The following is a 21,955-nucleotide window of genomic DNA, read 5'->3' on the forward strand; positions in this document are numbered from 1 at the left end:
AGAACACTGTAAGTTATTTGCACGGCGTCCTTACATAAGAAAAGCTCCCTCCGCCCGAAAAGCCAGTGGCTTTTTCTACAGGGCGAAGGGAGCATCTTTTGCAGTAACCTATTTTGTTACCGAACGCGAAGTGCGTCTATTCCTCTTCGGAAGCTGGCGTGTTCTCTTCGTTGAACTTCTTGATCAGTTCATTGAACCCGTCAGCGTCAAGCTTCTTGTCCTTTGTCTTCACAGAACTACGAATGGAAGCCATGATTTTCTTTTCGATGGCGTTGCTGGAGAGCTGCTCGCGCTGCTTTTCGTCCTGCAACATCTGCTTCACGTAGTTGTCGATGAACTCGTCGGTCAGGAAGTCAGGGCGCTGGCCACCGAGCATGCCCATCAGGCTTTCGGTCGCTTCCGCCTTCACGTCTTCGTACTCGAGCTTCACTTCGTTTTTCTCGGCGTACTTGTTGCGGATCAGCATCCATTTTACCCCACGCTGGAACATGTCGAAAGAACCATTGGCGTCCTCCTCGTGAATGGCCTTCATGATGTCGAGCGGCAGCTCAATGTCGGTGCCTTCCACCAGTGCTTTCTGGATTTCGAAGTTGGCGATCATCTCTCCCTGCTTGTTAAAGCCGGCAGCATTGTCTTCTGCGATCTTTTCCCGCATCTGCTCTTCGGTAGTGATTTCGCCGGAGGTGTCGAATTTAGTAAAGAACGCTTCGTTCAGCTCGGCCGCAGTAACTCGGCTGGCCTTATTGATGGTCATTTCGAAAGTCTTGCCGCTAATGTCGGCGTTGGCATCCTCCAGTTCCAGCAGGTACTTATTGACGTAGGCAGGTGTGCTTTCCTTTTCAATGGCAGAGAGGTCCTTTACCTTGATGGTACTACCAATCTTCTTGCCAATGACCATTTTCTTTCCGGCATCGCTCAGGGAGTCGACGTAGAGTTTGGTGTCGTTGGTGATCTTCTCTTCTACTGGCCCGACTTCGGTGAAAGTAACGTCCAGGATGTCTTCTTCCCCAACTTTTCCTTCTTCGATCTCTTCTGTTTCGCCGCCTTGCTTCAGCATGCGCTCCATCTGTTCATCGATGAACTTCTTATCCGTTTTCAGGACGTACTTGTCGAAGGTCTTAGTTGGTAACTCCAGTTCAAACTCAGGCTCCAGCGCGAGATCATACTTAAAAGTAACGTCCTGCAGGGTATTAGCCGTAAGCATTGGCATATTGTCATCATCCACCGGCTGTGGGCTGAAGATCAGCTTGATGTCGTTTTCCTCGATGTAGCCAAAGAGAGATTCTTTGATCTGGTCATCGAGGATCTGCCCCAGTAGTTGGTTGCCCATCATCTTACGCAGGGTAGAAAGCGGGGTTTTCCCTTTCCGGAAACCCTTCATGCTTACTTTGTTTTTCTGCTTCTTGAGCTCAGCGACAAGCTTGTCGTTAAGATCAACTTTAGTGATGGCTACTTCGAGGCGGCCGGTGACGTTGCCCGTCTTATCAAATGTTACGTTAGGCATTGCTTACTTGCTAAAGGTGGCCCTTCGCCGGGCCGGATAAAAAAAAGCCTGCCCTAAGGCAGGCCAACCACCTCCGGGTAAGCCCGGAAGTTTTTGGTGTGCGGGTGAAAGGACTCGAACCTTCACGCATTGCTGCACCAGATCCTAAATCTGGCGTGTATACCAATTTCACCACACCCGCAGTGACTTTTGACGGAGGCGAATCCGCTAAAGCGCGGCAAAGGTACGTGTTGTTAGCCAAATAGTCAAATAGTCTTTTAGTCAAATAATCACGGAGTCAAATAGTCACAAAGTCAAGCAGTCAGATAGTGATGATTCGTGACGCTCCATTACTCCCCTGGCTAACGAGCGTAGCAAAGTAAGTGGCAACTGAGGCAGCCACTAATTGACTACGTAACTTTCTGACTGCTTGACTAATGAGGCGCGGCCGCAGGTGCAAAGGAAGGTTGAAAGAGCAGAGGGTAAGAATTGCGGATGCTCCGGATAAGAGTGTATTCATGAGAGTCCTTATCTTTACTATCATGCCCAGGATTTTAACCGAGGCGGAAATCATTCTTAAGCTCCCCGATTTTCGGTGGACTTTGGAGCGTTACCATGCAGCCATCGAAGCAGGCATACTTACCGAGTATGACAAGGTCGAATTGTTGTTCGGAAAATTAGTGCCTACGTCTCCGGTTGGAATCGCTCACGGGAAAGTTGTGGAAAAATTAATCGCTTATTCATCACGAGATTTCCCGAAGAGGATTATACTGTTGGTGTGCAGGATCCAATAACGTTGATTGACGACACCGAGCCGGAGCCAGATTTGTTTGTTGCCAAAGGCCCTCTGGAAAGTTACGACCACCACCCCTATCCAAGTGATTTGCTACTCGTGATAGAAGTTAGTGATAGCACCATTAGCTATGATCGTGGGCCCAAAAGATTTACCTACGCTGGTGCTGGCATTGAAGAGTACTGGATCATCAACGTTTTTGAAAAGCAGGTCGAGCGCTTTATTAAGCCACGTCCAGACGAAGGAGATTACGAACAGCGGGAAATATTTAAAATGAGTGAGACTTTTACAAGCCTACATTTAGGTGATTTTTTGGTGTCGGACCTACTGTTAAAAGAGTAGACACTTATTCCAACTTAAATTTCACGGGCAAATGATAGATGGTACGCACCGGCTTCTGTTCCCGCCCGACAGTTGCGGGATGCCATGGTGCTGTCTGGGTGGCAATGATCTTTACTACCCGCAACGCTTCCGCGTCAAAAGGAGGGGTGCTGCGGGTGATCTTGAAATCATTCAACATCCCATCATCTTCTACTACCGCTTTTCAGCCCCGGCATCAATTACTCGCCATACGCTAACTTTACCCATCATGCGTGCTATTCTAAAAGGCATCCTAAACTCGTTCCCCGTACAACTCCTCCTGTTGCACTTGCGGAGTAATACGTTGTTGCTCCTGGTATGGTTGTTACTGGTACTGATGATGAGTGGTTTGCTGGGGCCAAGGTTGGGCTTACAGTACCTGTTTCTGGATCCGGGCTATCTGGAGACTGACGGTTTCTGGCCATTCCTCTTCCTTGGCCTGGCCTTTGGCTATTTCACCATGAGCTGGAACCTGAGTACCTACCTGCTCATTGGCGGCTATTTCAATTTTTTGGCTAGTCTCTCCCGACCCTTTTTTAAGTTTTGCATCAACAATGCACTCCTGCCACTAGGGGTCTTCTTGTTTTACTGTGGGCTGGTGATTCGTTTTCTCCGACCAATAACCGGAGAGGAGAGCTGGATGATGCGGGAAACAATTGAAAGCCTGAGCGGTCTGATCGTTGGGTTGGTCGTCAGCCTTTTTCTCTACGCCCTGTATTTCAATATTACCAACCGGGACATCAGTTACTATCAGCCCAAGTTTCGCGAATCACCCCCAAATATGGGGCCGGGGCAAAGCCGGCCCAGCTCAGGCTACCGCCCCTACCGGGCGCAACCATTAGCGCCGGTGTTGATGAGTCTGTACGATAACCCTTACCACGTCACTAATTACTTCAACGAACGGTTGAAAATCCGGTTGGTACGGTCTGTAGCGCATTACGATTCGTCGATGTTGCAACGCATTTTTCGACAAAACCATACAAACGCGATCCTCCTGCAATTCTTTACCATGTTCTTATTGGCTGGTTTAGGGCTGTTGATTGATCAACCCTTTTTTCAGATTCCGGCCGGAGCAAGTTTTTTGGTTATGCTTAGTCTGGTGGTAGCCATCATCGGGGCCATTAGCTACTGGTTTTCGGAATGGCGCTTCACCCTGTTGGTGCTGTTGGCCGTTGGGTTTAACCTGTTTACAAGTACGCCCTTTTTTCAGCATGGTAACCAGGCCTACGGCTTGGATTACTCGAAGGAAGCCCCCTATCGGGAAAGCGATTTATTAGCTTTATACGACAGTGATACCCTGGCCCGGGACATCGAAATGACAACCGAGATACTGGAAAACTGGAAAGCCCGGCAACCGGAAGAGAAACCGCCGCTTTTTGTCATCTGTGCCAGTGGAGGCGGCCTCACGGCCGCCCTGTGGGCAACCCACGTTGCCCAAACCATCGAAGCGTGCAGCGACGGTAAATTGCTTGGCCACACGGCACTGATGACTGGTGCCAGCGGCGGAGAACTGGGCCTGGCTTACCTGAGGGAAGCCTACCTGAACGACAAAGATTTTGCGCAGAACGGCATCAGTCGGCTGGACCGAATCAGTCGGGATCTTCTGAACCCGGTCGGTTTTTCCCTGGTGAGTAATGACTTGTTTCTGCCCTTCACGAAGGTGAAGATTGGTAGCCGCAGCTACCGCCGCGACCGCGCCTATGGGTTCGAACAGGAGCTCAACCACAACACCGGTGGCAGCCTCGACAAGCCCCTGGCCGCATACCGTGAGCCGGAATATCGGGCGGAGATCCCATTACTGCTTATTACACCCAGCATCGTTGAGGATGGCCGGCGGCTGGTCATTTCCCCTCAGGGAGTGAGTTACATGACGGCGCCTGCTGCAGCCCTGCGCGGAGACCTGCCCTTACGGCCGGATATGGTCGATTTTCGTCGCTTGCTACCTGATCAGTCGGCCGATAGCCTGCGCTTCACCACGGCCTTGCGGATGAACGCGACCTACCCCTACGTACTGCCGTTGGTTAAACTGCCAACCCGGCCAACCATCAGGCTGATGGACGCGGGATACCGGGACAATTACGGTATCGCTTCCGCAGCCAGGTTCCTGACCATCTTCAAAGATTGGATCGGTGAAAATACCTCCGGAGTACACCTGGTTCAGATCAGCGCTTTCCGGGATGAGCGGGAGACGAACCCCGATGCCCGGCCCGGGGTGATTGATAACCTGATCAGACCCGTCGGCGTTGCGGGTAATATCCTTGGCGTTCAAATCCTGGATCAGGAGGTTTTACTCGGACAGCTTTCCGACATCCTTGGTGCCGACATGTTCAATCTCTATCGCTTCAACTACGAGCCGCCAGCGGATGACCTGCAAACGTCCGTGTCTTTGCACCTGACCGACAGAGAACGCCAGCAAGTACTCCGCGCCATCGACGAACGAGAAATGCAATTTATAATCGATGAAGTACTTGGGGTGCTGAAGTAATTCGGGTGGATTGTACCGTTGACTTGCTGTTGGTAGTGTTTGCAGGCCCCCGGCGCCATGTAATTTCACAAACCACGATATTCTGCTGCAGTGCAAACTCTGATTGACAATAGATATGCTGCCTTTGCTGACAGGAAGCTCTTTATCTCTAGAGGCAAGACCTACACTTATTGAGAAACGCAATCGTCCATCCATCGCCAAAAAAAACAGTGGGTAGCCCCAAAGGAACTACCCACTGTTTACAACAGAATGTGAATTACTGCTAAACCTACCCAGGGTTCTGCGGCCCTTGCTCCGGTAGCAAATAAAGGTGGTTGCCCAGAATCTGCTCGATCTCAGCCTTCATTGCTTCACTCCCCGGTCGGCGAGCCTGCTGCAATAGCGATTGAACGATAGCATTAGCCCTTGCTACTTCGCCGGCGTAACTCCGTTGTTTTTCCTCTTCAGATAAAGTATCATAGAAGTCAAGACGGTCTGCGGTGTTACGTGCCAGCTGCATGATGATGGGACGCGCTCGCTCTGCATTTCCGGTCTGGAAGTACGGCTGGAGCATCAGCAAGGTTTGGTAGAAGAACGGGAAGTTCATGTTGGGGAACGACTCGAAGTACTTGTCGCCCACGGTCAATGCTTTCTCGACGTCTCCTTTCTGCACCAGTTCTTCCATGGTCCGCATGGCAACAAGCTGCATGGACTGGATAGCCGGCTGGTAGCTGCTACTGATGTGGGTCTGGACTTTATCGAAGTTGCCGTACGCCCATTCGTTCAGGATCAGGTCTGCCGTCTTCTGCTCATCAATACCCCCGAGGCCGATCAGACCAAGGTTGCCATCTCCACCAGGGTTGGCGGTTACGGTCAGCTTTAGCGCCAGGCCTTCCAGGTCCAGGTATTGGTCGAGGCCCATCAGCTTATCTCGCTGGCAGGTTACTGCCCAGTAGATCGGACGATCGTAGAGGTTTGAATTGATGATGTCGAGGATCGCAATCTCGTCCTTCAGCAAACGGCTGTTGCTGACGCGAACGGGGATGCGTTGTACCGGCATCTCTCCTTCAGGCTGTAACCATGGTGCCTGTGCCAAACGGCGTGGATCAACCTGAATGCCTACATTGGAGCTGCTGTACTGAGCCTCGAGGCTCGCTCCACCACGTAGCGGAACGGGGTTACGAGTAGCAACCATGTCCATAAAGTCGCTCAGACTGATCGGTTGGTCCCTGGAACGGTCTCCTTCCGGATTATTGCGGTTGAGATAGGGCACTTGGTTTCGCTTACTTCCCCGAATGAGGTCCTGGCTCAATGTCAGGTTGATCGGCGGGGAGTCGTTCATCTTGTATCGCAGCAAGTCGATGTACCAATCAACGGCAATCAGACTGAGGTTAACTACCCGAACATCGGGTCGGATGCCCTCCACTTCCTGGGCGTACCAGAGTGGATAAGTATCGTTATCACCATAGGTGAAGATGATGGCGTTTTGATCTACTGACTCCAGGAAGTTAGACGCATAGTCTCGCGCACCAGTGTGCTCTGCACGGGAGTGATCGTCCCAATTCTGAAAGCCCATCAGCAATGGCGCAATGAACACCACGGCACCGATACCACCGGCAATAGCTACCCCCTTCTGTTTCAATAGATCCTTGGCCAGCTCATAGATTGCCGGGACCGCCATACCCATCCATATACAGAAGGTGAAAAAGGAGCCCACCAGTACATAATCTCGTTCACGCGGCTCGTTTGGCGGCTGGTTAGTGTAGATGATGATCCCGATGCCGGTGATCACGAATAGTCCGAGCAGGGCCAGAAACTCTTTATTTCTACGACCGGCGTGCCAGAAGAGTCCGATCAGACCAAACAGGAAAGGAAGCAGGAAGTAGGTGTTTCTGGAGGGCGTATTTCTGGCGGCTTCGGGCAGTTCATCAAGGTCGATGCCGAGATGGAGTTCATCAATGAATTTAATGCCAGAAATCCAGTTGCCTGAGCTGCTGTCCCAACTGTAAAAACCTTGTTCGCCGTTCTGTCGGCCACTAAAATTCCACATGAAATAACGCCAGTACATCCAGCCTATTTGGTACCGGAACAGGAAACTCATATTGTCAGCCTGATTCGGGCGTCCCCGGGGAAGCGCTTTACTTGGATCAAGTCCGAGCCACTGTTTGTACAGGTTTACGCGGCCCTGGGTGTTGTCATACATGCGGCTGAAGAGCATCATGTCTTTCTTCGTGTATTCGGGGGTAACCTTGGTAGTTACGCCCTCTTCGTATTTGCCATCGACCAAGCCGTAGCGGTCCTCAGTTTCGGTAGCAATAACCTGAGCGTTGAACGTCTGTCCATAGATAAGGCTACGCTCGCCGTACTGCTCACGGTTCAGGTACGGTAGCAGGCTGGTCACATTGTCCGGGTTGTTCATGTTCACCGGAGTTTTGGCACCAGCACGGATGACCACAACGCCGACGGTACTGAAAGCAATAACTAACAGTCCGAAACCTACAAACAACTGTTGCAACGCCGCACTTTGATTCTTGTGGGCATAACGCAGACCCAGGTACATCGCTCCTCCAAGTAGCAGGACGGTCGGGATGGTGCCCGAGTGGACAGGTAAACCAAAGCTATTCACCATTGGAATTTCGAAAAATTGCCAGATGGTCGGGATGCCTACAATGATAAAGGCCTGAATGAATACGATGATGGCAACTCCTGCCAAAACCGACAGGGCCAGACCCATAAAGCTCGTCTTCCCAGGGTTCTTCTTGTAGTAGTACAGTATGGCCATGGCCGGGATGGTCAGGATTGAAAGCAGGTGAACCCCGATCGATAAACCGGCGGAGAACAGCGCGAAGAGCAACCAGCGATCAGCTTCGGGGACATCCGGTTTGGCGTACCAACGGATCATTGCCCAGGCCGTAAGACAGGTAAAAAACAAGGACATGGCGTAAACCTCTCCCTCCACAGCACTGAACCAAACGGAGGTACAAAAGGCGGTACCCAGCCCTGCTACCAGCCCACTTGCCGCAACTGCTACGTTCTGACCAGCTTCAAGCTCAGCTGCTTCATCACGGCCAACGAGGGCCATCTTACTGAGGCGGATCGTCATCCAGGCCACAAAAGCGGCGGAGAAGGCGGTGCAAATCCCGGAAGAAATGTTGACCGCGTAGGCGATCATTGCCGGGTCGGAAGAAAAGAGTTCACCGACCCAGGCAAACATCCGGCCGATAAGGAGGAATAAAGGGGCTCCCGGTGGGTGGACCACCTGCATTTTGTAGGCTCCGAGCACAAACTCACCACAGTCCCAAAGACTACCGGTACGCTCTGCACTCAGCAGATACACTAAGGCGGCGATGGCGAAGACGGTCCATCCGGTTATTTGGTGCAAGCGATTCAATTTTCCCATGGGGCAGATAGCTGTATTATTATTGACCTCGCCCTGAATTCGGACGAGGGGTTTTTAAAGCACTGCAAAGCTAGCATTTTCCCCGCGCATGAAGGTTAGGTTGCGTTAATGTTGGTTAAGGGAGGAAAAGTTTGTTGGTTTATCGGCCGGGCAGAGCGCCTCCAGGCGCTACTTTTCTGTGATAATGATGAATGGGAGAGTGAGCGAATTGGAGAATAGTAGAGTGAGTGAATGGCTGTGCATGTGCCGTTCTTTGCGGTGCCTTTAGTGGCTGCCTTTGGCGGTCGCGTGTTCACCCGGCGAACAAACGCAACGCCGCGAAGGGTAATCGCGGCAACATTCACTCCTTTTCCATTCTCTTTGGGCGGGGCCGCAGGTGCAAAAAAAGGATGAAGGAGCAGGAAACGTTGATTCAGCAAACGCTGCTAAAAACCAAAATCTTCCACTTCCAGCACCTCCCCCGGTAGCAATGTCCCTAAATGAACGTGTCCGATTCGTACCCGGATCAACCGCACGACAGGGAATCCAACGGCTGCGGTCATTTTACGTACCTGTCGGTATTTTCCCTCTCTGATGGTAACGGAGACCCAGCTGGTCGGGCCGTGTGCGGCATGCCGGACCCGTTTGGGCGGCCAGGAGAATTCCGGTTCAGGGTCTAAACGTATCACTTTACCCGGTAAGGTGGTGTACCGTTTACCGTCAAAGCCGATTTCTACCCCTTCGTTCAATTGAGCGATGGCTTCATCGGTGATGACACCGTCAAGCTGGACGTAGTACTCTTTCTCTACTTTCCTTCCAAGGATGGCGGCACTGACTTTTCCGTCCGTCGTCAGTAAAAGCAAACCTTCGGAATTTTCATCCAGCCGGCCTATCGACATCGTCCCCGGTGCAAAATCGTGCAGGTAGCCCAGCATTTTCTTGTTCCGCCGGGTCGTATGCTGATTGACGAACTGAGAGAGGTGAGAATGGGGTTTGTTGAGGAGGTAGTGTGGCATTTGTTAGTCGTCAGTAATCAGGGTTCAGTGTATAGGTTTCAGGGTTTATTATTCAGGCTTCAAGGCCTGACCCCTGAATGCTAAAAACTGATCACTGAAACCTAACCCAATACCCGATACCCCGTCTCCGTCACCGCCACATTATCCTCCAGTCGTATTCCACCGAAGTCGCGGTAGGCATCGAGGGCATCGAAGTTGATGAAATCAGCGCAGGTTCCGTCAGCCTTCCACTGATCGATCAGGGCGGGGATGAAATAGATGCCCGGCTCGACGGTGAGCACGAAACCGGCTTGGAGCTCGCGGCCCAGCCGCAGGGAGCGGGTGCCAAATTGGGTGCTTCGCCTGACCTTGTCGTCGTAGCCGACGAGGTCCTCTCCGAGGTCCTCCATGTCGTGTACATCAAGGCCGATCATGTGGCCAAGGCCGTGAGGCATGAATAATGCGTGGGCTCCGGCAGCTACCGCTTCGTCTATGTCCCCTTTCATCAGGCCTAGGTTTTTGAGGCCAGCTGTGATGATGCGGCCGGCGTCTAGATGGATGGACAGGTAAGAGACACCCGGACGGAGGGCAGCGGTACAATCGGTCAGTGCTTTTTGGACGATGTCGTAAATGTCCTGCTGTTTTGTGGTCATGGGGGCACCGACGGAGAAGGTGCGGGTGATGTCTCCGGCATAACCACTCGGCGCTTCCGCGCCGGCATCAATCAGCAGCAGGTCCCCTTTTTGCAAGGTATTACCATGGTAATGGTTATGTAGCACATGACCGTTGCGGGTAACGATGGCTGGGTAGGAGAGGCGGCCGTTTCCGGAAATGGCGATACCTTCAATCAGGCCTGCTACCTCAGCTTCTAGTTGGCCAGGCGCTGCATGCGCCTTTGCGGCGGCGTGCATTTTCATGCTGGTACGGACGGCAATGTCCATTTGTTCCAGTTCTTCGGAGGATTTTATGGACCGAAGGGCAATCACGGCTCTTACTAATTCTTCGCTTGCACCTGCGCCCACGCCCAACTCCGAAGGAAGCTGCGAAGCTAAATGCTCTTTCAGAAAAGTCTTCCGTTCTGCCCGGTATGGCGGCAAGAAGAGTACCTCCTTCGCCTGTTTTTTCAATAAATCAGAAAGCTCAGCGAGGTTACCACCTCGTTCAGCTCCAATGGCTTTGGCCAACTCGGCCACGCTCGGCTGTTCCCCCATCCACACGACGTGGTCGAGGCTGATATCGTTGCCCCATAACCGGCTGGCTCCACTGGCCGCATCGATGGTCAGGGCTAAATCGGGTAGGTTGTGTCCGGCGAAATAGCGGAAATTACTGTCTTGCCGAAAAGGGTAAGTATTGTCGGTGTAATTCATTGGAGCCTCCCGGTTACCGGGGAGAAAAATGAGACCTGAAGCGACAGAAGAGGCCAGTTGCTGGCGGCGGTTGATATAGGTAGAGGCTGAGAACATGCCGACAAGATAATATAGTGCAACACAAAACCAAGGTAAAAGCGTTTAGACTTAGCAAGCCTCACTTTTCCCATGGACAAGCACTTCTTTTACAACCTTTTTTACCGGCTCAAATCTCAGTCGATACACCTCGGCCAGACCGGCTGGGCTTATTTGCGCAGTCAGCCCCCGCTGAAACTGTTATTTGTGGCCGTTGCCGTGCCTGCGCTGCTGCTGGTTTGCCTGTTCCTGTTTCTCTTTGTCCGTACGCTTGGTGGCAACTACGGCCACCTGCCCGAGAAAGATGAACTTGCCCTGATCGAGAATTCAGAAGCGTCTTCGGTCGTTAGTGAAGACGGGGAAATACTGGGGAAATACTACCGGGAGAATCGCATCAGCGTACCATTGGAGCGTATATCTCCTTACGTCATCAACGCGCTGATTGCTACGGAAGACAGCCGTTTTTTCGAGCACCAGGGTATTGATTTGCGTGCTCTGGCCCGGGTTGCCTGGCGGTCAGTTTTGCTTGGGGATCGTAGTGGCGGTGGTGGTAGTACCATCAGCCAGCAGCTGGCCAAACAGTTGTACCCACGTAAGCGATTCGGAAGTTTCGGAATGATCAAACTTAAGCTTCGGGAGATGATTATCGCCAGTCGACTGGAGGAGGTATACGATAAGCAGGAATTGCTGGCATTGTACCTAAATACCGTGCCATTTGGGGAAAACGCCTACGGTATTGAAGTTGCGGCCGGCCGGTTTTTTAGTAAAGCTGCCGCAGATCTGAAGGCAGAGGAGGCCGCTGTACTGGTCGGACTTCTAAAGGCCAATACCAGCTATAATCCCCGTACGCACCCTGAGCGAAGCCGCGAACGAAGAGACCTGGTGCTGGCATTGATGGCTCGCAACGAAAGCCTGGAGCAGTTAGCCGTGGACAGCTTAAGTGCATTGCCACTCGTGATCGACTATCAACGCACCAACGACCAGGTGGGTGGTGCCGAGCATTTCCGCCGGTTACTGCGGGCGGAAGCAGAAAAGGCGCTGGCGGGAAAAATGTGGGCAGATACCCGGCCGTATGATATTGATAGGGACGGGCTCAAAATCCACGTTAGCATTAACTCCGTTCTGCAGCGGTTGGCCGAAGAGGCCGTGCTGGAGCAACTGCCCCGGATTCAGGAAAACCTGGCAATAGACTGGAAAAGTGCCAAGCGTGCGCCCTGGGAAGATGCCTTCCTGAAAACGGTGCAGCGCAGTCCCCGCTACCAAAGCATGGAAGCTGCCGGAAAATCCGAAGATGAGATCATGGAGGTAATGCGTAAACCGCGCCTTATGACCATTTACGATTGGAAAACAACCGAGGCGAAAGACACCCTGATGCGGCCGATCGACAGCCTCCGTCATTACTTCACGCTACTCAACGCCGGGTTGCTGGCGACAGAACCCGCCAACGGTGTGGTGCGGGCCTGGGTTGGTGGTGTGGACTATCGCTTCGTACAGTACGATCACGTTACGGCCCGCAGGCAGGTGGGCTCTACAATTAAGCCAGTCATTTATGCTGCGGCACTGCAAGAGGGGATGTTCCCTTGCGAATACACGCCCGCTCAGCAGTTCACTATTGAGGATTTTAAGGATTACAACCCAAGAAACCCAAACGGCAACTACGAAGGTGCTTACTCCATGCGTGGAGGTTTGTCTAAATCTGTCAACACCGTTGCAGTAAACCTGGCGGTGCGCACCGGGCTGTCCCGGGTGGTTCAGGAGATCCATGAAATGGGCATTACGGGTAAGGTGGAGGCGATCCCCAGCGTAGCCTTAGGCACGGTGGAGGCGAACCTGCCGGAGATGAATACGGTGTACAGTGCCTTCGCCAATGGCGGCCGGCGGCCGGAAGGGATTCACTTCCTGGATAAAATAACCACCGCCGACGGTACGGTAATCGTAGAATTCGCGCGCCCCCAAAAAACGATCCGGGTGATGAGTGATACGGTAGCCAACATTGCTACTTTCCTCATGGCGGGCGTTGTCAATGGCGGAACGGGCTCGAGGCTGCGCAGTACCTACGGCATCAGTGGTGCCCTGGCTGGAAAAACGGGGACTACGCAGGACCAGTCGGACGGCTGGTTCGTCGGCTACACTCCAAAACTGGTGGTCAGTACCTGGGTGGGGGCAGAATACCCGGCCGTACACTTCCGAACCCTGCGCAGGGGATCCGCTACTACCACGGCGCTCCCGATTTGGGGAACCTTTATGCGGAAAGTACAACGGGAAGCCGGCGTGAGCAGCAGGTATAAGGGCGGACGATTCCCTACGTTGGACGAAATGACCGTCGCCTTGCTGGAGTGCCCCGATTACCTTGACGAATTACCCATTTATCAGGATCCCGACGAGTTTATGCCGATAGACGATATCGCTACCCGCCTGCAACGCTTTCCCGCCGCCGAAGTGGAGCAAATGATGGCCCAAAAACGGCGGCGAAGCAGGGAGAGTCCGACGCAATACGCCGAGCGCATCGCAGATTTGCTGGAAAGGGAACTGCGGAAAGATGAACGTAGGGATAAGCGGAAGGAGTTTTGGGCTAAAACCTTGTTTGGGAAGGATGACGGGTAATGGGCTGAAGTCGGGCTAGTAGAAATATCCGCTGCGGGTGGTTAACTGAGTTTTAGAGCTAGGACAATTCGTCAGGCTTTAAGGCTCCATCTTTGGCCACCCTGCTCTTTTAACTTTTTTCGCACCTGCGGCCCCGCCCTCATCATCTTGCCTTATATTGGCCAGTCAACCAACCTATTCTGATCATGACGCGTCGCAAAGCCATTAAATCTGCTGCTCTAACATTGGGAGCCGCCTCCATCGCCGGAGCCATTGGCGCTACCGAAGCCGCCGACAAACTCGCTGGAGGTGCCTACAAAACCAACCATAGTACCTGCAAATGGTGCTACAATGATGTACCACTGGAGGAGCTGTGTGAACGCGGACAAGACATTGGCCTGAAGAGCATCGAACTGCTTACGGTAAAAGACTGGCCGACGCTGAAAAAATACAACATGACCTGTGCCATGGGCACCCTGGACGGCTTCAGCATCGAAAATGGCTGGAACGAACCAAAGAACTGGGACAACCTGCGGGAGATTTACACCACGGCCATCAAAGACGCGGCCGACCATGGAATAAAGAACATGATCGTGATGAGCGGCAACCGCCGGCGGATTTCCGATTTAGACGGTATGATGAACTGCGCCAAAGGCCTTAGGCCCATGGTGAAGCTGGCTGAAGAAGCTGGCGTCACGCTGCAAATGGAACTCCTCAACAGTAAGGTTAATCATCCGGACTACATGTGTGACCGCACCGAGTGGGGTGTCGCACTGGCCGAAATGATCGGTTCATCGAACTTCCAATTACTGTACGACATCTACCACATGCAGATCATGGAAGGTGACGTTATTGATACCATTAAGAAATACCACGAGTACATTGGGCATTACCACACCGGGGGTGTTCCCGGCCGCAACGAGATCAACGACAGCCAGGAACTGAATTACCCGGCCATCATCAGAGCCATCCACGAAACGGGCTTTACCGGATTCGTGGCTCAGGAATTCATCCCTACTTACGACGATAAGATCAAGGCCTTGGCCGAAGGGATCAACATATGTAATGTTTAGTGGGTAGTAGGTAGCGCTACCGTACGAGGATGCTTGCCGCGCTCGTCTTTAAATATTCAAGGACTACTTAAGGCTGTGTCAACGAGCACAGCGAGCAATTAACAGCGGTAGCACTACTTATTAAACTCTCCTCTAATGTTCAAAAAAACCCCTCCCTACCAACTCATCGGCTGGGGTGGTTCCATTCTGATGGTCATCCTGGTTGGCTTTTTTTACCAATTTCAAGACGGCAGGGTAAGTAGCTTCTGGATGGGGCTGATGTCTGCAATTTCCTTTGCCGTACTGCTTATGGCCGCCATGGAAATTTGGATACTGGTGACGGACTACCAGAAAGGTCACTTATTTCCAATGCGAAACGCCACGTTTTTCCTGACGGGGCTTACCGTCATATCCCTTCCGGTATTGGGCATCTACGCAGCCGTAACGGGGCAGGCGTTGGAGCCGTCTACTTTGCTGCTGCTGCCGGTTTTCTTATTTATGTTGGTGAGGAACCTCTTTCGTATCAAGATTGACAGCGTAGCCTTAGAGGCAAAGACCGGCTTTAGGTCGCCGACTTACGTACCGTTATTTAATGTGGCCAACGTAGAAGAAACAGAAGGCGGTATCAATATCCGCACCACAGAAGGTAAGGAAATCCGATTACTGCGGGCCTTCTTCTTTCCAAGAGTATGGAAGAAGCTGCGGGAACGGCTGATGCAGGTGGGGAATCCCAGTCTTTAGTCGGTAGTTAATAGTCCAGTAGTTCATAGCTGGTGGGACTATTGAGCTATGAACTACTAGACTAACTACCTGGCTTTAAAGAATTTCAACAACGCCTTAGCATAATCCTCCGTAGTCTCTACACTCATACTATCGGCGCCGGATTTCTGGAAAGAAGATTTATAATACTCCAGGTTTTTCTCGTACCAGTCGGTGTAGTGCTTGCGCACCCTGCGGCTGTCGGTGTCTACCCATTCCATTTTACCGGTTTCGGCATCGCGGGCATGGATGAGGCCTACGGCTGGAAGTTCACGTTCACGGGGGTCGTAGAGGTGCATCCCGATGAGGTCATGCCGGCGAGCGGCGAGGCGGAGGGGCTTTTCGTAACCGTCGGCCAGGAAGTCGGAGAGTAAGAAGCAAATGCTGCGCTTCTTCACCATGTTAGAAAAATAAGTGAGGGCCATTCCGATGTCGGTTCCCGAGCCAGTAGGGCGGGTGTCGAGCAATTCACGGATGATGCGCAGGATGTGGCCCCGGCCTTTCTTTGGCGGGAGGAATTTCTCCACCTTGTCGCTGAAGAGCAGCAGGCCCACTTTGTCATTATTATTGGTCGCCGAGAAGGCGAGTACGGCGCAAATCTCGGTAATCAGCTCGTTCTTTAGCTGCTTAGTGGTGCCGAAAAAGCTGGATTTACTGATGTCAACCAGCAGCATCACGGTCAATTCGCGTTCTTCTTCGAAAACCTTGACGTAGGGCTCGTTAGAGCGGGCGGTCACGTTCCAGTCGATGTTCCTTACGTCGTCACCATACTGGTAACTCCGAACTTCGCTGAACGACATCCCCCGGCCTTTGAAGGCACTTTGGTATTCGCCGCTGAAAATCTGACGGCTCAACCCTTTGGTCTTAATTTCGATGCGGCGGACGCGTTTGAGGAGTTCGGTGGTTTCCATGGGGCTAAGATAGTCATGTAGTCAAATAGTCAGGGAGCCTGGGAGTCAAATAGTGCTGCCGCTCGTTGGAGTACTCCGTAATGCTTGACTCTATGACTGTTTGACTCTCTGACTAATAAGGCGCGGCCGCAGGTGCATGAACAGTTTCAGGAGGCAGGGCTGCAAAAAACGTTAAAGTCCTAAAGAACAGCCTCTTTGGCAAACCAAACTGTTTCATTATCGCATTGTATAGGTGGCTGCTTGCAAGTCCCATTGTTTTGAGCCGGCACGCTTGTTTTACCTGACCCAAAGACTTTACCCGATGAAAAATACCGGAACCAACTCCATTTACGCCAAGCTAGGTATTACCTGCGCTGTGCTATTGCTCAGCTTTCAGCTTTTCACGAATTACCTTATGGTTGATTTTAGCCCGGATGCCGGGGCGGATGACAAAACCGAGCGTGCTGAAGCTAAAATACCCTGCTATACCGTAACGATTGACCCAACGGTAGATGGCTTCGAAGATAAGCGGGAAGCCGTGTTCGGGGACGCCATAATGGACGGTACCGACGGCTTCCTCGCCGAACTGGAAACCCTCCTGATTGATGAATTTACGCGTACTGCCTGGAACGGTCAATGCTTCGAAGGCTCTTTTGTCGTTAGCTTCAACGTCGATGCCGATGGAAGCCTCGGGCATACCATCATCGTACATCATCTCCGGCAAGGTGGCAAGTCGGTAATGCATGGAGTTTACAATATGATGTACGACCTGGACAACCAGGGACACCGATGGCACGACGGCACCCGCGGTGCGGGTGAAGTGCGCATTCCCGTCCGCTTTCGGATCGGATAGGCTGCTCTAATGTTAAAATACTGGTCCTCAGGGTATGCTGAAACCAAAAGTGGATTCAAGCACGTTACTTAAATGCCTACTGAGTTGTCCCAACCAATTACCCATCTTTAACCTCTTTTCCCCATGAAATACTTTGGACTTTCTTCCGACTATGCCCGCGTAGGTATCTTCTTTGCCATCGCCGCTGTAGCAGTGACTTTATTCTACGACGCTAGTATCCCCTCGGCAAAAACGAAGGTGACTTATACCTGGGACGTAAGTCAGGTGCCGGGAGAACGACCTCGAGCAGACTTTGACATGTCGGGAGTTCACCCCGAACTGCAGCACCCTGCCTTCAAAGAACGAGCCCGTCTGCGCGCCGATGCCACCAATTTTCGGGATGCTGGTCGTGACGACTTTTACTACGGCAGCGAGACCCCTTGTTTCAAGGTAGAAATCGATGAAAGCGTTTCCGGTACGGACTTTCAGGCCGATATGTTCTCCGGTGAAAGCTACTTGTCTACTTCCGAGATGTTTCGCAGCGGCCTCGAAGTCGCTATGGCAGAATCCTTTACCGAAGAGGTCTGGGCCCGCGATAACAAGTGCTTCAACGGCTCTTTCGTAGTCAGTTTCGACGTAGATAAGGAAGGACGCATTGGCAAAAACATGTTGGTTCACCACGTGAAGGGCAGCTCCAATGCCGCAGGCATTGCTGTCCTTGATGTACTGCGCAGTATGGACCTCGACGGTCACCGCTGGCATGATGGCTCCGCCGGCGAAGTGGAAGTACGGGTACCGGTGAAGTTTAAGCTGGAATCGTAAAATAATTCACCTCCGGAAACACCTCGTAGAAAGGATGAAGTAACCTGCTCCATTCCTGATACTCCCTGCTTTTTCGGAACCCCTCGGTATGGTCTTCCTTGCTTTCCCACTCAATGAGTAGGAGAAAGCTACCGGGCTCACCAAGCGCTGGCAGTAACCGGCACGAATGGCAACCTGGCTGAACCTGCACCAGCGGCCGCGCCTGCCCGAAAGCTTTCAGGTATTCAGCTATCCGATTGGGAGCAATAGTGATGTGGACGTGCTCTAGGATCATGGTGGGTTGCCTTTTAGTAGGGAAAACATATTGTTCCGAATAAAGTCGGTGCTGTGGTAGAAAGCTCTGACAAGCTCCAACGCCCGGCACCTCTGTGCTACCTCCGTGTCTTCCTCTGCACTTACCTCTGTGGGAACAAAGCTGCGAAGCAGCCCTTAATGCCTAAATGTCCTTAATGGTTAGCTCCTCCCTTCATACCTGAGTGACAAAACCTACCCCAAAGCCTCCCGAAACGCCCCAATCAAAACATCACATTGCGCCCGAGTAACGTTAAGCGGCGGCAATAACCTGATCGTATTCGGATCCTTGCTTGAACCAGTGAATACCCCTTGCTCAAACAGTAGTTTTTTACGCAATGGACCGATCGGTTCCGTCATTTGCAGTCCGATCATCAGGCCGTAGCCCCGAATTTCGGTGAACAGGCCGGTAGCCGCCATTTGCTCCATCAGGTATGTCCCCATCTTCGTCGCGTTGTTGAGCAGGTCTTCCTCCTTAATGACGTCGAGGACGGCAATTCCTGCGGCGCAGGCCAGGTGGCTGCCGCCAAAAGTCGTACCCAGCATCCCGGATTTAGCCTCGAAGGAAGGGTGAATCAGCACACCGCCGATGGGGAAACCATTGCCCATGCCCTTGGCCATCGAGATGATGTCGGGCTGAACGTTGGAATGTTGAAAGGCAAAGAATTTGCCCGTCCGGCCGTAGCCGGATTGTACCTCATCCAGGATCAGGACCGCGCCGTGGGCGTGGCAGAGATCGGGCAAAGCCTCCAGGAAGTCAGGTTCCGGGACGTAGATGCCATGAACACCCTGGACGCCTTCGATGATGATGGCCGCAACGTCGCCCTTAGCCAGCTCTGCCTCTGCCGCAGCCAAATCGTTTAGCGGGAGAAAGGTTACGGGAAAATTTCTATTGATGGGGGCCTTGATGCTTTCGTTGTCAGTAACGTTTACGGCGGCGGAGGTACGGCCGTGAAAGGCACCGTCGAAGGCAAGTATCCGGTTCCGGCCGGTATGGAAACTGGCCAGCTTCAGGGCGTTTTCATTGGCCTCCGCACCACTGCTGACTAGAAACAGTTCGTAGTTGTCGAGTCCGGACAACTCCCCGAGTTTCGCGGCAAGCTCCAGTTGCAAAGGGTTTTTTACGCTGTTACTGTAAAAGCCCAACTTCGCAATCTGGTCCTGAATCGTTTTTACGTAATGGGGATGCGAATGCCCGATGGAAATGACAGCGTGGCCGCCGTAGAAGTCGAGAATTGCCCGATTGTTCTCATCGTAAACGTAGGCGCCATTACCACGGACGGGTTCGATGTCGTAGAGGGAGTAGACGTTGAATAGGTTCATTTTGTCGAGTTGTCAGGTTGTCGAGTTTTCGGGTTGTCCAGTTGTCGATGGCTGTATGGCCGGTGAACTAAAACACCCCCGCTTTAAGGTTCAGCCCTGCAGTTTCCTGCAGGCCTAAAGCTAAGTTCATATTCTGTACTGCCTGTCCGCTTGCCCCTTTCAGCAAGTTGTCGATCATGGAGATGACCAGGGCTTTGTTGCCGTGTTTCTCCACGAAGACGAGACCCTTATTGGTGTTGACGACTTGCTTGAGGTCCGGGTTTTGGTTTGTGGTGTGGGTGAAGGCAGCGTCGGCGTAAAAATCGGAGAAGAGCTGCTTTAGCTCTGCCTCCGTTTTGTCGGTCGTAACGTAGGTGGTAACGAAGATGCCACGGGCGAAAGGGCCACGTAGGGGAAGGAAGTTTAGTCCATCGGTGGCCTGTCTTCCTAATAATTTGGCGTTGCGGCCGATTTCGTTCAGGTGCTGGTGGCTGAAGGCCTTGTAGACCGAAACATTGGCATTTCGCCAGCTGAAATGCGTTGTCGGCATCGGGCTTTGGCCAGCTCCGGTGGAGCCGGTCATGCCGTTTATGTGGACTTCGCCCTCCGCTAAACCTGCCTTAACGAGCGGTAGTAACCCCAATTGGATGGCAGTAGCGAAGCATCCTGGGTTAGCAATGCGGGAGGCTCCCCGGGTGGCTTCCCGGTTGATCTCCGGCAGGCCGTAGACCCAGTTTTTGTCCATCCGGTAATCGGTGCTCAGGTCGATGATCACGGTACTTTCCGGTAGTGGATTGGCCTCCACCCAGCCACGGGATCGCCCGTGGCCCATGCATAGGAACACTGCTTTTAAACCTTCCAATGCACCAGCGTCCGCGCCCGAAAAGCGTAAATCAGTCTCCCCTACTAAGTCGGTATGTACCTCATGGATGGCCTTTCCTTGCTGGCTCTCGCTCTGGACGTAAGCCACCTCCACGTTCGGATGATGAACGAGGATGCGGAGTAACTCTCCGGCGGTGTAGCCGCCGCCGCCGATGATGCCTATTTTATGTTTCATTGCAGAATAAGTGAATGAGAGGATAAGTGAATAATAGAATGGCTACCGCAAGGGGCAGCTCGCTACGCTCGTGTGAGAGAACGGAGGGGGAATGAGCGAATAGCTACCGCATGGAACTGCTCGCTCCGCTCGTGGGGAGAGAATGAGTGAATAGCCATACGAGCGAAGCGAGCAAAGCCGTGCGGCAGCCATTCTCTCACTCCTTCATTCCCTCATTCACTTTATTGCGGATGCGGCCCGGCACACTCAATATCTTTGTAAAGCCCTTCACGTCTTCTCCGCTCCAGCCTTTATTCATTTCGCCGTAAGCTCCGAATCCGGCGCCGAGTAAGTCGTTGGGAGAGGTGATGCCATTCAACTCGAACCGATGTGGGTGCAGTGTGACGTGAACGGTGCCGTTGACGGTGCACTGAGAGCTTTCCATGAACGCCTCCACATCCCGCATTACCGGGTCGAGGAACTGCCCCTCATGGAGCATCATACCGTACCAGTTGCTCAGTTGTTCCTTCCAGAAGAGCTGCCATTTGGCGAGGGTGTGCTTTTCCAGTAAGTGATGGCTTTTCAAAATTAAAACAGCTGCCGCAGCGGCAAAGCCGACCCGGCCTTTAATGCCGATAATGGTGTCACCCACGTGGATGTCCCGACCAACGCCGAAGGGGGCTGCAAGGACTTCCAGGGCTTTGATGGCGGCGACGGGAGAGTCGAAAATCTGGTCATCAAAACCAACGAATTGGCCTTCTTTGAAGTTAAGGTCGATGTTGCGGGCCGTCGTTTCGGTCATGGGCACGGGCCAGGCGTCTTCGGGCAAAGACTTATTGCTCGTCAGCGTTTCCGCGCCGCCTACGGAGGTGCCCCACAGGCCGGCATTGATACTGTAAGTACCTTTTTTCTCCGGCCAGTACAGACCGTGCTTGGCGAGGTAATCGACCTCTTCCTGCCGACTCAGTTGCATATCCCGGATGGGGGTAATGATCTCCAGTTCTTTGCCACTCAGCTCGAAGGCGAGGTCAAAACGAACCTGGTCGTTTCCGGCTCCGGTGGAGCCGTGCGCAACGCCGTCAGCATCGATCTCCACGGCATAGCGGGCCGTGCTCATGGCCTGAAACATCCGTTCTGCACTCACACTCATGGGGTAAGTCTGGTAGCGCAGGCAGTTGCCGTAAACGAGGTAGCGAATGCATTCCTGGTAGTAAGCTTCCGTAACGTCGACGCGCTTGTAGCTGGTGGCACCGAGTTTCAGGGCGCGGGCTTCCATTTCCACGATTTCCTCGTCAGAGAAGCCGCCGGTATCTACCGTCAGCGCATGGATTTCGTACCCTTTTTCTTCCGTCAGGTACTTGATGCAGTAGCTGGTATCGAGGCCGCCGGAGTAGGCTAGAACTATTTTTTTCATTTTCTGGGGGGGTATGTCCCCGGACTATGCTGGATGCTGGGCATCTCACGTTGTCTGG

Annotated in this window: 16 protein-coding genes, 1 tRNA gene and 1 pseudogene; 7 read left to right on the forward strand and 11 right to left on the reverse strand. The window is 52.7% G+C overall.

The window, feature by feature from the left end:
* Positions 1-136: 136 nt before the first annotated feature.
* Both B036_RS0109400 and B036_RS0109405 read right to left on the reverse strand, forming a co-directional pair.
* Positions 137-1,504 carry a trigger factor gene (locus B036_RS0109400; protein ID WP_020568455.1) on the reverse strand — a complete coding sequence of 456 codons (1,368 nt, stop codon included), beginning with the start codon at positions 1,502-1,504 and terminating at the stop codon, positions 137-139.
* A gap of 99 nt (positions 1,505-1,603) precedes the next feature.
* Positions 1,604-1,685 (reverse strand) — tRNA-Leu (locus B036_RS0109405).
* Positions 1,686-2,210: 525 nt separating this feature from the next.
* On the opposite strand from B036_RS0109405, the gene B036_RS31870 reads away from it, so the two are divergent.
* On the forward strand, positions 2,211-2,618 hold the full coding sequence (locus B036_RS31870) for a Uma2 family endonuclease (RefSeq protein WP_264758371.1): 408 nt from the start codon (positions 2,211-2,213) through the stop codon (positions 2,616-2,618).
* 4 nt (positions 2,619-2,622) lie between these two features.
* Here the strand turns inward: B036_RS31870 and B036_RS32890 are convergent.
* Positions 2,623-2,802: pseudogene (locus tag B036_RS32890) on the reverse strand (hypothetical protein); the annotation flags it as partial.
* A 63-nt stretch (positions 2,803-2,865) separates the two neighbouring features.
* Between B036_RS32890 and B036_RS28755 the strand changes: the two are divergent.
* Positions 2,866-5,121 carry a hypothetical protein gene (locus B036_RS28755; RefSeq protein WP_020568457.1) on the forward strand — a complete coding sequence of 752 codons (2,256 nt, stop codon included), beginning with the start codon at positions 2,866-2,868 and terminating at the stop codon, positions 5,119-5,121.
* A 268-nt stretch (positions 5,122-5,389) separates the two neighbouring features.
* On the opposite strand, the gene B036_RS0109425 is transcribed toward B036_RS28755, so the two are convergent.
* The 3 genes from B036_RS0109425 to B036_RS0109435 all read right to left on the reverse strand — a co-directional run bounded on the left by B036_RS0109425 (position 5,390) and on the right by B036_RS0109435 (position 10,937).
* Complete coding sequence (locus tag B036_RS0109425) at positions 5,390-8,482, reverse strand: glycosyltransferase family 117 protein (RefSeq protein ID WP_169435044.1); 3,093 nt, start codon at positions 8,480-8,482, stop codon at positions 5,390-5,392.
* Positions 8,483-8,925: 443 nt separating this feature from the next.
* A complete protein-coding gene (locus tag B036_RS0109430) occupies positions 8,926-9,495 on the reverse strand; it encodes a pseudouridine synthase (protein ID WP_020568459.1) in 570 nt (189 codons plus the stop codon).
* A gap of 101 nt (positions 9,496-9,596) precedes the next feature.
* On the reverse strand, positions 9,597-10,937 hold the full coding sequence (locus B036_RS0109435; protein ID WP_020568460.1) for an aminopeptidase P family protein: 1,341 nt from the start codon (positions 10,935-10,937) through the stop codon (positions 9,597-9,599).
* 72 nt (positions 10,938-11,009) lie between these two features.
* Here B036_RS0109435 and B036_RS28760 point away from each other — a divergent pair, with 72 nt between their 5' ends.
* From B036_RS28760 to B036_RS0109450, 3 genes are all read left to right on the forward strand, one after another.
* Positions 11,010-13,520 (forward strand): transglycosylase domain-containing protein, encoded by a 2,511-nt coding sequence (locus tag B036_RS28760; protein WP_020568461.1) that lies wholly within the window; start codon positions 11,010-11,012, stop codon positions 13,518-13,520.
* 185 nt (positions 13,521-13,705) lie between these two features.
* On the forward strand, positions 13,706-14,572 hold the full coding sequence (locus tag B036_RS0109445; protein WP_020568462.1) for a hydroxypyruvate isomerase family protein: 867 nt from the start codon (positions 13,706-13,708) through the stop codon (positions 14,570-14,572).
* Between the two features lie 135 nt (positions 14,573-14,707).
* Positions 14,708-15,292, forward strand: coding sequence for a hypothetical protein (locus tag B036_RS0109450; protein WP_020568463.1), 585 nt, complete (start codon positions 14,708-14,710; stop codon positions 15,290-15,292).
* Between the two features lie 65 nt (positions 15,293-15,357).
* Here the strand turns inward: B036_RS0109450 and B036_RS0109455 are convergent, their stop codons facing one another.
* Positions 15,358-16,221 carry a DUF58 domain-containing protein gene (locus B036_RS0109455; protein ID WP_020568464.1) on the reverse strand — a complete coding sequence of 288 codons (864 nt, stop codon included), beginning with the start codon at positions 16,219-16,221 and terminating at the stop codon, positions 15,358-15,360.
* Between the two features lie 301 nt (positions 16,222-16,522).
* Here B036_RS0109455 and B036_RS0109460 point away from each other — a divergent pair, with 301 nt between their 5' ends.
* Together B036_RS0109460 and B036_RS0109465 are read left to right on the forward strand one after the other, a co-directional pair.
* Positions 16,523-17,053, forward strand: coding sequence for a hypothetical protein (locus B036_RS0109460; protein ID WP_020568465.1), 531 nt, complete (start codon positions 16,523-16,525; stop codon positions 17,051-17,053).
* A 123-nt stretch (positions 17,054-17,176) separates the two neighbouring features.
* A complete protein-coding gene (locus tag B036_RS0109465; RefSeq protein WP_020568466.1) occupies positions 17,177-17,854 on the forward strand; it encodes a hypothetical protein in 678 nt (225 codons plus the stop codon).
* Here B036_RS0109465 and B036_RS0109470 read toward each other — a convergent pair.
* From B036_RS0109470 to B036_RS0109485, 4 genes are all read right to left on the reverse strand, one after another.
* On the reverse strand, positions 17,838-18,128 hold the full coding sequence (locus B036_RS0109470) for an antibiotic biosynthesis monooxygenase family protein (RefSeq protein WP_020568467.1): 291 nt from the start codon (positions 18,126-18,128) through the stop codon (positions 17,838-17,840). The genes B036_RS0109465 and B036_RS0109470 overlap by 17 nt on opposite strands.
* A gap of 212 nt (positions 18,129-18,340) precedes the next feature.
* Entirely contained in the window at positions 18,341-19,468 is a 1,128-nt protein-coding gene (locus tag B036_RS0109475) for an aspartate aminotransferase family protein (protein ID WP_020568468.1), read from the reverse strand.
* Between the two features lie 67 nt (positions 19,469-19,535).
* Positions 19,536-20,504 (reverse strand): N-acetyl-gamma-glutamyl-phosphate reductase, encoded by a 969-nt coding sequence (gene argC / locus B036_RS0109480; RefSeq protein ID WP_020568469.1) that lies wholly within the window; start codon positions 20,502-20,504, stop codon positions 19,536-19,538.
* Between the two features lie 196 nt (positions 20,505-20,700).
* Positions 20,701-21,897 carry an argininosuccinate synthase gene (locus B036_RS0109485; protein ID WP_020568470.1) on the reverse strand — a complete coding sequence of 399 codons (1,197 nt, stop codon included), beginning with the start codon at positions 21,895-21,897 and terminating at the stop codon, positions 20,701-20,703.
* Between the last annotated feature and the right edge of the window lie 58 nt (positions 21,898-21,955).

It is taken from the genome of Neolewinella persica DSM 23188 (assembly GCF_000373105.1).
Taxonomy (GTDB): domain Bacteria; phylum Bacteroidota; class Bacteroidia; order Chitinophagales; family Saprospiraceae; genus Neolewinella; species Neolewinella persica.

Coding starts and splice junctions, on each gene's coding strand:
- B036_RS28760 (WP_020568461.1), top strand. CDS start 11,010: ATGGACAAGCACTTCTTTTACAACCTTTTTTACCGGCTCAAATCTCAG.
- B036_RS0109400 (WP_020568455.1), bottom strand. CDS start 1,504: ATGCCTAACGTAACATTTGATAAGACGGGCAACGTCACCGGCCGCCTC.
- argC (WP_020568469.1), bottom strand. CDS start 20,504: ATGAAACATAAAATAGGCATCATCGGCGGCGGCGGCTACACCGCCGGA.
- B036_RS28755 (WP_020568457.1), top strand. CDS start 2,866: ATGCGTGCTATTCTAAAAGGCATCCTAAACTCGTTCCCCGTACAACTC.
- B036_RS0109465 (WP_020568466.1), top strand. CDS start 17,177: ATGAAATACTTTGGACTTTCTTCCGACTATGCCCGCGTAGGTATCTTC.
- B036_RS0109430 (WP_020568459.1), bottom strand. CDS start 9,495: ATGCCACACTACCTCCTCAACAAACCCCATTCTCACCTCTCTCAGTTC.
- B036_RS0109435 (WP_020568460.1), bottom strand. CDS start 10,937: ATGTTCTCAGCCTCTACCTATATCAACCGCCGCCAGCAACTGGCCTCT.
- B036_RS0109455 (WP_020568464.1), bottom strand. CDS start 16,221: ATGGAAACCACCGAACTCCTCAAACGCGTCCGCCGCATCGAAATTAAG.
- B036_RS0109470 (WP_020568467.1), bottom strand. CDS start 18,128: ATGATCCTAGAGCACGTCCACATCACTATTGCTCCCAATCGGATAGCT.
- B036_RS0109450 (WP_020568463.1), top strand. CDS start 14,708: ATGTTCAAAAAAACCCCTCCCTACCAACTCATCGGCTGGGGTGGTTCC.
- B036_RS0109475 (WP_020568468.1), bottom strand. CDS start 19,468: ATGAACCTATTCAACGTCTACTCCCTCTACGACATCGAACCCGTCCGT.
- B036_RS0109445 (WP_020568462.1), top strand. CDS start 13,706: ATGACGCGTCGCAAAGCCATTAAATCTGCTGCTCTAACATTGGGAGCC.
- B036_RS0109485 (WP_020568470.1), bottom strand. CDS start 21,897: ATGAAAAAAATAGTTCTAGCCTACTCCGGCGGCCTCGATACCAGCTAC.
- B036_RS0109460 (WP_020568465.1), top strand. CDS start 16,523: ATGAAAAATACCGGAACCAACTCCATTTACGCCAAGCTAGGTATTACC.